We start from the raw sequence: 11,389 nt of genomic DNA on the forward strand, positions 1-11,389 counted from the left end.
CACTTAATATTATTAAATCAATAATTTACTCATTTATATTATTAAAAATTAAATGTTATATGTAAAATAATGCAATATTAAGAAATCATTAATTGTCACAGGACTATAAATTGCCTCCCTGAAAGTGATTTTACTTTCCCCAAAAGTTCCAATTCTAAAATTACCGGTAAAATTTTATGGGAAGAGAGACTGATTTTCTCAATCATATCATCCAGGGAAATCTTCGGATGGTCTGAAATTACAGATAATATTAATTCCTGGCTTTCAGTTAACCGGACTGCCACTTCACTTCTGGTAAACAGGTCTCCGGTTTTCGCCTCCGCTTTATTAAGTCTCAGGTTGTCTACAAGATCTTTAACTGTGGAAATTGCTGCCGCCTTATTCTGATAAATCAGATGGTTGCATCCCTGGCTCTGCCTGTCTGTAATTTTTCCCGGGAGTGCAAAAACTTCCCGGTTATATTGGTTGGCGAATGTGGCGGTACTGATTGATCCGCCCCCGAAAGCGGTTTCCACCACAATGGTAGCCGGTGAAATCCCGGCAACCACCCTGTTTCTCTGAATGAAGTTTTCCCGGTCCGGCTTCCGAGACGAATTGAACTCCGTCAGTAAAGCTCCGCCTTCCTGCAGGATCTTTTCAGACAGCTTCCTGTTTTTAGCCGGATACAACAGGTGAAAGCCGTGAGCCAGCACTGCTACAGTAGGAATATTCCGCAGGATAGACTGTTCGTGGACTTCCTTGTCAACTCCTAAAGCCAGGCCGCTCACTGAAATGTAACGGCAGGATTGTGTTTCTTCAAAAAAATCCTGAATGAAGCGGCTTCCGTAGGAGGTCATATTCCGGGTCCCGACAATACTTACTTTTTCTTTACGGTCATCAAAATTTCCTTTCTGGTAAAGAATAACCGGGGCATCATCGCATTCGTTTAAAAGCTGCGGAAGCCCGTTCAGGTGCCTGAGATTAATTTTTATACCGTTCTGTTCGCAGAACCTGAGTTCTTCTTCAGCAAACTTCAGGTGTTCAGGATTTCCGATATCCGCAATAAGCTTTTTGCCGAAACCGTCAAGTTTTTTATATTCTTTCGGTGTTAGTTCCCAGGCAGGTTTGGCGCCCCCGAAAGTACGGACAAGTTTGTAAAAATTAATATCACCGATAAAGGCACATTGGCGTAAAGCAATGGCATAAAGATGTTCTTCAGAGTACATTTGTGCTGTTTTCACAAATGTAGGAAATTCTCTTTTATTTTCCCCTTAATTCATCCAGGCGGTCCCAGATATCGTCTTTTTTCTTATAAGGCATCTCAAGGAAGTCATCAGGATGATTTTCTTTGTATTCCTGCCACAGCTTATCATCTTTTTCACTGTAATAATTCGGGAATTCCCAGATGTATCTCTTCTTTTTATCCCCTATCCTTCTAAACATAAAGGCAAGGGTAACGCCTACCACGGCGCCGGCAAGGTGTGCCTGCCAGGAAATCTTGCTGGGCTCTTCAAGATTGCTGAACAGTTCCTCCGGCAGCATTCCCCAAATCAGGCTTCCGTAATACAGAACGACCAACAGGGAAATGGTCAGCAGCGTCATATTCCATTTGAAAATACCGCTGAAAAACAGGAAAAAAGCCAGTACATACACTACGCCGCTCGCACCGATGGTACAGGTATAAAGGTAATTTCCCGTCATGATATCAATCGGGGGCAAGAGCCAGACCAGCAATCCTGTGGCCACCCATCCTATAATGAAAACCTTATTTGCCACCAGAGGATAAAACTGATACAGCAGGAACATCAGTGCCGCGATAGGAATAGAATTCCCTACAATATGGTCTATATTCCCGTGCAGGAGCGGAGCCGTAACGATCCCGAGCAGGCCTTCCGGCAGGAGCGGGATAATGGCTCCGAAGCAACTTCCAAAAAAGCCGTGCAGCTGCAGGAAATAACCTGACCACATGACCATAAGCATCAGCAAAGGATTGACAATCGCCTTTTTGGAAATTACATTGTTTTTTAACATACCGTTTCTACGTCAAATGAAAAGCCAATGATCAATTTCGGAAAATTTGTCGATGAATTATTTTGTTTCAAAACTGTTTCAGCCAAAAAGTAATGATTTTTACTTCTCTATGCTTTTCCTATATTGTTTTGTCATTAAAATCTTCAAAAACAACCGAATTTAACAGAGAATAATGTTCTGCTCTGCAAAATACTGAACCGCTGAGCCCTAAACGATCAAATTTATATTTATACTTTTGTACAGAATTTTTGTGAAATGAAATCATTAATAATGAATAAGTTTTTATTACTGCTTACATTTTCTTCAGGCTTTTTTGCCAGCGCACAGGAAGAAATAAAAAAAGATTCCATCGTTACCGACACGATAAAAAGCTGGTCGGTTCTAGGAAAACAGTCTTTAATGATCAACCAGGCGGCCTTTTCAAACTGGGTTGGCGGAGGCGCAAATAACGTGGGCTGGCTCTTGGGGGTTGATTATAACATTACCTATGAAAAAGGCAAGGACCTGTGGGAAAATCTTATTCTATTAAATTACGGGCAGAATGACACTAAAGGGCTGGGGATCAGGAAAACCCAGGATGTCATCAATGTTTCCACCAATTACGGCAGAAAGGTTTCAGACAGCTGGTATCTTTCCGTAGGGGCAGGCGTCCAGTCTCAGTTTACAGTGGGATATGAAGACGGCAACAATCCTGCAGCGAAGAAAATCTCCAATTTTATGGCCCCCGGCTATCTGAATCTCGGGATGGGGATCACTTACAGGCCCAGTGACAATGTAAATGTGACCCTGCGCCCCAGCAACGCGAGATGGACTCTGGTTTTAGACAAAGAGCTGCAGACCGCGGGAACGTACGGCTTAAAAGCTGACGGCGATAATTCTCTGCTGCAGTTCGGTTTTTTAGGAACGGCTCTGTACAAATTCAAGCTGATGGAAAACATCCATGTTACCAATACGGCTTCCGTTTTCTCCAACTACCTGAACCATCCCGAAAGGCTGGTTCTGTCATACGGCATGATCTTAAACCTGAAAGTGAATAAATTTATCTCTTCCAACATTACGGTTGACCTTATGTATGACCATAACCAGATTAAAAGGACGCAGCTGAAACAGACGCTCGGGGTCGGGTTTTCCTATCTGCTGGATAACGGCGTAAAAAGGTCTGACAGGAAAGACAGCCAGTGGTGGATTAAAAAATAGCGGACCGCATAAGAATTCTGAAAATATTTAATATGCCAGGCTTCTTTATCACCTGTACGGAATTTTCGGTATGAAAATTACTGTAAATTTCATTATTTTAATACATTTGCCTGTAACAGGAACAGGTGCCTGTAATATCAGGATCAGGATCAATATAAAATCAAACATCTAATTAATATCATGATTATAAAACCAGAAATCTCATGGGCAGATTTTGAAAAGATAGACATCAGGTGCGGAACTGTTGTTGCTGTAAAAGATTTTGAAAAAGCCAGAAACCCGTCTTATCAGCTGGAAATAGACTTCGGAGGCCTGGGTATTAAAAAATCTTCTGCCCAGATTACTTCACTGTACAGCAAAGAAGACCTGATCGGAAAGCAGATCCTGGCTGTTGTCAATTTTCCCAGGAAACAGATCGCTAACTTTTTCAGTGAATGCCTGGTGCTGGGAGTTTATGGCGAAGATAAAGCAGAGGTTACGCTCCTGATGCCCTCTCTCCCTGCAAAGAACGGAATGCCGGTCGGTTAGTTCCAGTCTCACTTGAAGCTACTCACCATTTTTCAGCTCAATTCATCAAAAAAATAAAACCAATGATACAGAATATTCCCTTAGAAAGAATCTTATTCCTTGATATCGAAACCGTTCCGGGCTTTGGGTCCTGGGAACATTTATCAGAAACAGAGCAGATGCTCTGGGAAAAAAAAACCAGGTTCCAGAGAAAAGATGAGAGCACGGCAGAGGAATTTTATACGGAAAAAGCCGGTATCATGGCTGAGTTCGGAAAGATCATCTGCATTACGATCGGAATGATTGAAAAAAATGACACGTTAAAAATAAAAAGTTTTGCCGATGATGATGAGAAGAAACTGCTTTTGGAATTCGGTGAGATTTTTAACAGTCCGCGGCTCCGGGATGTGATCCTCTGTGCTCATAATGGAAAAGAGTTTGATTTCCCTTGGATTGCCAGGCGGTTTTTAATTAACGGCACAATGCCTCCCGTACCGTTTCAGATGTTTGGCAAAAAGCCCTGGGAAATCCCCCATCTTGATACCATGGAACTGTGGAAATTCGGGGATTATAAAAGCTTTGTATCCCTTGAACTGCTGGCCCATCTTTTCGGGATTCCCACTCCCAAGGATGACATTGACGGATCAATGGTTTCATCAATTTACTACATAGAGAAAGACTTGCAGCGAATTGTTGACTATTGTGAAAAAGATGTGTTAACTTTGGCAAACATTTTCCGGCGCATGCGTCAGGAAGATTTGTTGAAAAGGTATATCAATTTAGATTAAAAAATGAAATTTACAGACGATCAGATTGCCGACATTGGTGAAGAAATCATCAAGGTCATGAAAACCGTGTACGACCCTGAAATTCCGGTAGATATTTACGAACTGGGACTGGTTTATGATGTTCAGATCTCCGACGATGCGGATGTTAAAATCATAATGACCTTAACGAGTCCTAACTGTCCCGTTGCAGAGAGTCTTCCGCAGGAGGTAAAGGACAAAGTGAAAGAAGTAGAAAATGTGAAAGAAGTAGATTTGGAACTTACTTTCGAACCAACCTGGAACAAAGACATGATGAGCGAAGAAGCGAAGTTTGAATTGGGAATGCTTTAAATTCAGACGTAAAAATAAAAAACCGCAGAAATCTCTGCGGTTTTTCTATTGATAAATAAAAATCATGGTCTGTACCAAATCCGGATGAAGGCTTCTTGAAACCGGGCAGTTATGAACAGTCTCTTCGATAAACGCCTTTTCTGCATCTGAAAACGAACCCGGAAACGTAAAATTACAAACAATCTCACCAATCCTTCTCGGCTCAGTTTTCATAATTTTCTGCAGCGTGCAGTACGCCCCGTCGATATCTATATTTCTGTCTTTGCCCAGAATGGCAACCGTAGTCAGTGCACATTCTGCCAGCGAGGCTGCACATAAATCCGTAGGTGAGAACTTCTCTCCTTTCCCGTGATTGTCTGTTGGCGCGTCACTCTCAATGACTGTTCCGGACTGTAAATGTTCTGCCGAACATCTTAGTCCGCCTAGGTATGTTATTTTTGATGTCATACTATTTAAATTTTAAAAGGGCCTGTCTTTAAAAATGAAAGATATCTTTTGCTTTATTGTAAGAACTTTCAAAGTGTAACAGATTCAATTTGTGTTCCGCTTTTTCTACACTCATAAAATTAATCACCTGTTCCGTAGGCATATTTCCAACCAGGTCATCTTTTGCCATCGGGCAGCCTCCGATACCTTTGATCGCACTGTCAAACCTTGTACAGCCCTGGTCATACGCTGCCTTTAGTTTGGAATAAGAATCTTCATAGCGGTTATGGAAATGCCCGCCGAAGTTAATATCAGGATATTTTGAAGGTATTTTCTCAAACAGAAGAGCAATGCTTTCCGGTGTGGCAACACCCGTGGTATCAGACAGTAAAATATCTTTAACGCCTATTTCTGAAAACCGTTGCGCCCAGAAATCCACATCTTCCCATTTCCACATTTCACCGTACGGGTTCCCGAATGCCATTGAAAAGTAGATATTCAGCTGCCGCCCTTCCCGTTTCACGAGTTCCAGCATTTTTACCGTCTCCCCAAAAGCTTCCTCCTGGCTTTTATTGGTATTCCTATGCTGAAACGTTTCGGAAATGGAGAACGGAAAGCCGATCATATCCACCGACTGGTGCTTCAGCGCTTTCTCCGCTCCTCTGTAATTGGCTACAATGGCAGAAACTTTTGTATTGGAACGTGATTTATCTATATTTTCGGCTACTTCAGCAGAATCAGCCATCTGGGGAATTGCTTTGGGAGATACGAAGCTCAGGCAATCCAGGACATCAAAACCGACATCCATTAAAGAATTGATGTAGTCTATTTTTTGATCGGTAGGGATAAATTCTCCCCAGCCCTGCATGGCATCTCGCGGACATTCAGTAAGAAACATTTTTACTTTTTGATTTTTTCAAATATAATAAAACTAAACAATTTAGTTTACGTACTAAGCAAAGGTAACATTATTTTGATTCTCAATCTTTTATATCTTGATTTAAAAATTCAATACCGGATATAAGATGCCCGATACTTTGTTCCGAATAACAAAATACAGGCAGGGTGTGAAATAATATTAAATAATAAAAATAGAACTGACAGCCCGGCATTGAAGTCTGATAAATCCGTTACGGGTCATTTTCCAGATACTTGGAATATAATAAAAAATAAAAACACGCTTCGGCAATCCCGGCGCTATGAACGAATTACATTGTATATTTGCATAAAATTTATAAGAATAAATAATGAGCGCAATAGAATTTAACCCATTGTGGAAAGAAAAACTGCTGAACCGTTTTCTTACCTATGTAAAAATATATTCGACCAGCGATGCAGAAAGTGAAACAACTCCTTCTACGGAAAGGCAGTGGGACATCGCCAAATATATGGTTGAAGAATTAAGAACCATCGGCCTGGAAGACGTCTCCATTGATGATAACGGTTATATCATGGGCTACGTCCCTTCAAACCTTGAAAATAATGACCGGCCCACGATTGGATTTATTTCGCATTACGATACTTCTCCGGATTTCAGCGGGGAAAATGTAAAGCCTAAGGTATGGGAAAACTATGACGGGAATGACCTGCTCCTGAATCAGGCCACAGGATTTACTTTATCACCTTCAAAATTTGAAAGTTTAAAACAATATACCGGTCAGACCTTAATTACGACAGACGGAAACACGCTTCTCGGAGCTGATGATAAAGCCGGCTGTGCAGAGATTGTAACCGCTGCAGAATACCTGATTGCCCATCCTGAAATCAAACACGGAAGAATTGCCGTGGGCTTTACGCCTGATGAAGAAATCGGAAGAGGCGCGCACAAATTCGATGTTGCTAAATTCGGGGCAGAATTTGCCTATACCATGGACGGAAGTGAAGTGGGAGAACTGGAATATGAAAACTTCAACGCGGCAGGAGCTGTGGTGAAAATCCACGGTCTGAGTGTTCACCCGGGTTATGCTTACGGAAAAATGGTAAATGCAGCTTTATTGGCTTCTGAATTTGCCCGGATGCTTCCGGCTGACGAAACTCCGGCCACCACGAAAGGCTTTGACGGATTTTATCATTTAATGGACCTGAATGCTGATATTTCCGAGGCTAAGCTTCAGTACATCATCCGTGACCACGATGCTGATAAATTTGAAGCAAGAAAAAAATTCATGGAAGAAAAAGTAGCAGAGTTTAATCAGAAACACGGCGAAGGAACGGCTGAAGTTGAGATTAAAGAACAGTACCGAAACATGAAGCAGCAGTTTGAAGGAAAGATGCATATCATTGATATTGCTGCAGAAGCGATGAAAGAAGCAGGAATCGAGCCTAAAATTAAAGCGATCAGAGGAGGAACAGACGGTGCACAGTTATCCTATATGGGACTTCCCTGCCCGAATATTTTTGCCGGCGGAATGAATTTCCACGGGCCCTACGAATATGTGGCGCTGGAAAGCATGGAAAAAGCCGTTGCGGTGATCATTAATATTGTTAAAAAATAATGATCAATCATTCGTCATAAAAGCAACGCATCATATAGAAAAGCCCGGTATTTACTGGGCTTTTTCATTAATATCAATCAATAGTTAAATTATTCGTTACAATAAAGCTGTTATATTGATAATTTTACTATATTCAACATTACAAATCACAAAATTTTAACTTATGAAAAACATCAAAAAACTTTTCAGGAAAGATTTATCTGCCATTCTCGGCGGAATAGACAGCTGCCACAGCAACGGAGATTCTGCTTATTGCTGGACAGATTGTGAATGTGCTTATGGAAAAGCATGTGAAATGAATGATGACGGAAATCCAGGTTCCTGCGTTGCGGCAGGAGGCGGCCCGGGCGGTGGCGGTGGCGGCAATTGCCCTCCCGGAGATCTCAGATGTACAGACCAGCCCCAGCCTTATTAAAAAATAAACCCCTGTCAGCAATTAAATTTTCTGACAGGGGGTTTTTGTTTCTTATGATAACTTGTCTATCCTATCCCTGCTGGCTTCCCAGAAAAGCATCCCAGCCCTGTGCCGTTAGAGCAACCAGCTGGTTAGAGCCCCGGGCTACCATAAAATTACCCTCTTCTTTCTCAACCGCATGGCCGATAACCGTAAAGTCTGGATGGTTTTTCATTTTATCGAAATCATTCGGGGAAATGGTGAACAGCAGTTCGTAATCTTCTCCTCCGCTTAAAGCAGCCATCACCGGGTTTAAATTAAATTCATCCGCCGTTGTAATCGTCAGGTTATCCATCGGGACTTTCTCTTCATACAGCCTGAATCCAACCTGTGACTGGTCAGAAAGATGCAGGATTTCCGAAGCCAGGCCGTCTGAAACGTCAATCATGGAAGTCGGTTTGATATCCAGCTGTTCTAATATGGCTTTCACATCGGTTCTTGCCTCCGGCTTCAGCTGCCTTTCCAGAATATAATCATAGCCTTCCATTTCCGGCTGCATATTCGGATCGGCTAAGAACACAGCATGCTCTCTTTCTAAGATTTGAAGTCCCATATACGCTCCGCCTAAATCGCCGGTTACCACAAGCAGGTCATTTGGTTTTGCCGTACTTCTTTTTACAATATTTTCGTCATTTTCAAGTCCGACAGCGGTAATGCTCATCACCAGTCCGGCATTGGAACTCGTTGTATCCCCGCCGATTAAATCAACCTTATACCTTTTGCAGGCCGCCTGAATTCCGGCATAGATTTCCTCCAATGCTTCCACCGGAAAACGGTTGGAAACCGCCAGGGAAACCAAAATCTGTGTCGGCGTTGCATTCATCGCGGCAATATCACTCAAGTTCACCACAACGGCTTTATATCCCAGGTGCTTCAACGGAACGTATCCTAAATTGAAATGAACCCCTTCTGCCAGGACATCAGTAGTAAGGATTACTTTTTTATTTTCAGGATTGATCACGGCTGCGTCATCTCCCACCCCAAGCTCAGAAGATCCGTTGGCTAACGGAAAATGTTCTGTCAGGTGTTTTATTAAGCCAAATTCCCCTAATTTGGAAATCGGCGTCAATTCCGGTTCTTTATCTTCAAACATATCTTTTAATTATAAGTGGTAAATAATTTTGATAAATGATTTTGAATATTTTTATTCTATATCCACTTATCTTCCATCATCATCAGTTCAGTTTTGCCGGATCAATATTTTCCGGACGGAAAGGAAGTTTTTTGAAATCTTCTCTTGTTAAGACTACGGTTTCCGGAGATCTATATTTATTCATTGCCTCTACCACATCTTCCGGCGGGGTAGTCATTTTTCTCAGCATCGTATCAATCCAGACCCCTGTTGCTTCTGCAGTGGCACAGTGCTCCCCTTCCGGCGTATAAAATTTGTGCACAAAACGGTAGATGGAACAGTCTTCTGCACAGGCATCAATTTCCAGGCTTACAACAACGGTCTGATCTGCAAATATTTCCTTAAAAAAAGAAAACCTTTCATGCATGATCACAGGGCCGATTCCCCATCGGCTCATCTGGGTAACACCCATTTTTTCCTGCTTCATAAAAGCCATTCGGGTTTGTGCACAGTATTGTACGTATGATGAGTTTGCCAGGTGTTTGTTGGCATCGAGATCGCTCCAGCGTACTTCGAATTTATGGTAAAATATCATGTAAAAATTGTTTTAAAATATGAACTCCTGAACCTATCCGTCATAATACTTAAGAAAATCATCGCTTTGTTATCATTCTGCAGGAATATTAACACCTCTGTTTACAATTCAACTCAGATCCTATAGAATAACAAATTGAATAAATAATGAAGACCAGCAATCAAAAAAACATAAGTTATGGCTTGTAATTTCATCAAAGTCCAAAAAATTATATTCTTCAAAATTACTCAAATAAGATGGTTTATAAAAATTGTAGTTTTGCAAAAATAATCTTGAGCATAAGATTAAAAGACTATGAAGCAAATTATCATTATCGGAGGCGGGGCATCAGGCTTTTTCTGTGCAGCCAATCTTGACGAAGCAAAATATAAGATTACGATTCTCGAACAGAATTCGGATGTCCTTCAGAAAGTTAAAATTTCCGGGGGAGGCCGCTGCAACGTAACCCATGCCTGTTTTGATCCGCGGGAACTGGTGCAGTTCTATCCCCGTGGAAACAAGGAACTGTTAAGTGTTTTCACCAAATTTCAGCCGGGTGATACCATGGATTGGTTCGAGCGGCGCAATGTGCCCTTAAAAATAGAAAATGACAACCGGGTTTTCCCTGAAAGCAATTCTTCACAAACCATTATCAATATTTTACTTCAGGAAATCCAACAGAAAAATGTTGAGGTAAAGACGAAATGCTCCGTTAAGGAAATTGAAAAATCAGACGGAAAATATGTAATTAAAACCAGCCTGGGCGATTTTGAAGCTGATTTTGTAATCTACGCAACCGGAAGCTCCCCGAAATCCCTTAAAATGATCGAGCATTTGGGCCATAAAATCATTGATCTGGTTCCTTCCCTCTTTACCTTCAATATTAAAGATGATTTACTGAAAGACCTGGCCGGAACAAGTTTTGAAATGGCGGAAACATCCATTCCAACCTTAAAAACGGAAGAAAGCGGACCGCTGCTAATTACGCACTGGGGGCTTTCAGGCCCCGCGATTCTGAAAATTTCGGCGTGGGAAGCGATCAACCTGGCGAAAGCAAAATATAACTTTGAAATTGAAGTGAATTTTATTTCCAAAGACATTGAGGATGCGGAAGGATTATTTCAGCATTTCAGGCAGTCGAATCCAAAAAAAACCATCGGGCAGTCAAAAATATTTGACATCACGAACCGTTTTTGGCAAAGGATTCTGGAGGTTTCAAAGGTTGACCTGAATAAGCAGGTGGCCCAGCTTTCAGGAAAGGAAATGCTGGCGATCGTTGAAAACGTGTGCAGAAAAAAATTCCGGGTAACCGGAAAATCGACTTTTAAAGATGAGTTTGTAACCGCCGGAGGTGTTGATTTAAAGGAAATTAACTTTAAAAACATGGCTTCAAAAATTTTGCCGGATTTTTATATTGCCGGAGAAGTTCTGAATATTGATGCGGTAACGGGCGGATTTAATTTTCAGGCGTGCTGGAGCGAGGCATGGCTTATTGCGCAGGATCTGAATTTAAAGTAAATTTAATTATAGAGTATC

The 11,389-nt window shown here is 41.6% G+C and carries 13 protein-coding genes; 7 read left to right on the forward strand and 6 right to left on the reverse strand.

From position 1 onward, the window contains the following. Positions 1 to 95 precede the first annotated feature (95 nt). Positions 96 to 1,205: a DNA-processing protein DprA gene (gene dprA / locus SD427_RS18240; protein WP_320561063.1), complete on the reverse strand. Its 1,110-nt coding sequence runs from the start codon at positions 1,203 to 1,205 to the stop codon at positions 96 to 98. Positions 1,206 to 1,239: 34 nt separating this feature from the next. Then, positions 1,240 to 2,010 carry a rhomboid family intramembrane serine protease gene (locus tag SD427_RS18245; RefSeq protein ID WP_320559207.1) on the reverse strand — a complete coding sequence of 257 codons (771 nt, stop codon included), beginning with the start codon at positions 2,008 to 2,010 and terminating at the stop codon, positions 1,240 to 1,242. A 270-nt stretch (positions 2,011 to 2,280) separates the two neighbouring features. Here SD427_RS18245 and SD427_RS18250 point away from each other — a divergent pair, with 270 nt between their 5' ends. From SD427_RS18250 to SD427_RS18265, 4 genes are all read left to right on the forward strand, one after another. Further along, on the forward strand, positions 2,281 to 3,207 hold the full coding sequence (locus tag SD427_RS18250) for a DUF3078 domain-containing protein (RefSeq protein WP_320559208.1): 927 nt from the start codon (positions 2,281 to 2,283) through the stop codon (positions 3,205 to 3,207). A gap of 180 nt (positions 3,208 to 3,387) precedes the next feature. Then, on the forward strand, positions 3,388 to 3,735 hold the full coding sequence (locus tag SD427_RS18255; RefSeq protein ID WP_320559209.1) for a tRNA-binding protein: 348 nt from the start codon (positions 3,388 to 3,390) through the stop codon (positions 3,733 to 3,735). 62 nt (positions 3,736 to 3,797) lie between these two features. Continuing rightward, positions 3,798 to 4,502, forward strand: coding sequence for a 3'-5' exonuclease (locus SD427_RS18260; RefSeq protein ID WP_320559210.1), 705 nt, complete (start codon positions 3,798 to 3,800; stop codon positions 4,500 to 4,502). Between the two features lie 3 nt (positions 4,503 to 4,505). Next, positions 4,506 to 4,832, forward strand: coding sequence for an SUF system Fe-S cluster assembly protein (locus tag SD427_RS18265; RefSeq protein WP_320559211.1), 327 nt, complete (start codon positions 4,506 to 4,508; stop codon positions 4,830 to 4,832). Between the two features lie 45 nt (positions 4,833 to 4,877). Here SD427_RS18265 and SD427_RS18270 read toward each other — a convergent pair whose 3' ends face one another. Beyond that, entirely contained in the window at positions 4,878 to 5,279 is a 402-nt protein-coding gene (locus SD427_RS18270; RefSeq protein WP_320559212.1) for an OsmC family protein, read from the reverse strand. Between the two features lie 28 nt (positions 5,280 to 5,307). Beyond that, positions 5,308 to 6,156: a hydroxymethylglutaryl-CoA lyase gene (locus SD427_RS18275; protein WP_320559213.1), complete on the reverse strand. Its 849-nt coding sequence runs from the start codon at positions 6,154 to 6,156 to the stop codon at positions 5,308 to 5,310. Between the two features lie 349 nt (positions 6,157 to 6,505). Here SD427_RS18275 and pepT point away from each other — a divergent pair, with 349 nt between their 5' ends. Together pepT and SD427_RS18285 are read left to right on the forward strand one after the other, a co-directional pair. After that, positions 6,506 to 7,753 carry a peptidase T gene (gene pepT / locus SD427_RS18280; protein ID WP_320559214.1) on the forward strand — a complete coding sequence of 416 codons (1,248 nt, stop codon included), beginning with the start codon at positions 6,506 to 6,508 and terminating at the stop codon, positions 7,751 to 7,753. A gap of 163 nt (positions 7,754 to 7,916) precedes the next feature. Then, positions 7,917 to 8,168, forward strand: coding sequence for a hypothetical protein (locus SD427_RS18285; protein ID WP_320559215.1), 252 nt, complete (start codon positions 7,917 to 7,919; stop codon positions 8,166 to 8,168). Positions 8,169 to 8,238: 70 nt separating this feature from the next. On the opposite strand, the gene thiL is transcribed toward SD427_RS18285, so the two are convergent. Continuing rightward, on the reverse strand, positions 8,239 to 9,300 hold the full coding sequence (gene thiL, locus SD427_RS18290; protein ID WP_320559216.1) for a thiamine-phosphate kinase: 1,062 nt from the start codon (positions 9,298 to 9,300) through the stop codon (positions 8,239 to 8,241). 82 nt (positions 9,301 to 9,382) lie between these two features. Then, positions 9,383 to 9,874, reverse strand: coding sequence for an acyl-CoA thioesterase (locus tag SD427_RS18295; RefSeq protein WP_320559217.1), 492 nt, complete (start codon positions 9,872 to 9,874; stop codon positions 9,383 to 9,385). A 294-nt stretch (positions 9,875 to 10,168) separates the two neighbouring features. Between SD427_RS18295 and SD427_RS18300 the strand changes: the two genes are divergently transcribed. After that, positions 10,169 to 11,371 (forward strand): NAD(P)/FAD-dependent oxidoreductase, encoded by a 1,203-nt coding sequence (locus tag SD427_RS18300; protein WP_320559218.1) that lies wholly within the window; start codon positions 10,169 to 10,171, stop codon positions 11,369 to 11,371. Positions 11,372 to 11,389: the final 18 nt, after the last annotated feature.

Origin of the sequence: Chryseobacterium sp. JJR-5R (assembly GCF_034047335.1) — a bacterium.
In the GTDB taxonomy this organism is placed as follows: Bacteria; Bacteroidota; Bacteroidia; order Flavobacteriales; family Weeksellaceae; genus Chryseobacterium.

Excerpts from the sequence above, each read along its gene's own strand:
- dprA (WP_320561063.1), bottom strand. The coding sequence starts at position 1,205 with ATGTACTCTGAAGAACATCTTTATGCCATTGCTTTACGCCAATGTGCC.
- SD427_RS18245 (WP_320559207.1), bottom strand. The coding sequence starts at position 2,010 with ATGTTAAAAAACAATGTAATTTCCAAAAAGGCGATTGTCAATCCTTTG.
- SD427_RS18250 (WP_320559208.1), top strand. The coding sequence starts at position 2,281 with ATGAATAAGTTTTTATTACTGCTTACATTTTCTTCAGGCTTTTTTGCC.
- SD427_RS18255 (WP_320559209.1), top strand. The coding sequence starts at position 3,388 with ATGATTATAAAACCAGAAATCTCATGGGCAGATTTTGAAAAGATAGAC.
- SD427_RS18260 (WP_320559210.1), top strand. The coding sequence starts at position 3,798 with ATGATACAGAATATTCCCTTAGAAAGAATCTTATTCCTTGATATCGAA.
- SD427_RS18265 (WP_320559211.1), top strand. The coding sequence starts at position 4,506 with ATGAAATTTACAGACGATCAGATTGCCGACATTGGTGAAGAAATCATC.
- SD427_RS18270 (WP_320559212.1), bottom strand. The coding sequence starts at position 5,279 with ATGACATCAAAAATAACATACCTAGGCGGACTAAGATGTTCGGCAGAA.
- SD427_RS18275 (WP_320559213.1), bottom strand. The coding sequence starts at position 6,156 with ATGTTTCTTACTGAATGTCCGCGAGATGCCATGCAGGGCTGGGGAGAA.
- pepT (WP_320559214.1), top strand. The coding sequence starts at position 6,506 with ATGAGCGCAATAGAATTTAACCCATTGTGGAAAGAAAAACTGCTGAAC.
- SD427_RS18285 (WP_320559215.1), top strand. The coding sequence starts at position 7,917 with ATGAAAAACATCAAAAAACTTTTCAGGAAAGATTTATCTGCCATTCTC.
- thiL (WP_320559216.1), bottom strand. The coding sequence starts at position 9,300 with ATGTTTGAAGATAAAGAACCGGAATTGACGCCGATTTCCAAATTAGGG.
- SD427_RS18295 (WP_320559217.1), bottom strand. The coding sequence starts at position 9,874 with ATGATATTTTACCATAAATTCGAAGTACGCTGGAGCGATCTCGATGCC.
- SD427_RS18300 (WP_320559218.1), top strand. The coding sequence starts at position 10,169 with ATGAAGCAAATTATCATTATCGGAGGCGGGGCATCAGGCTTTTTCTGT.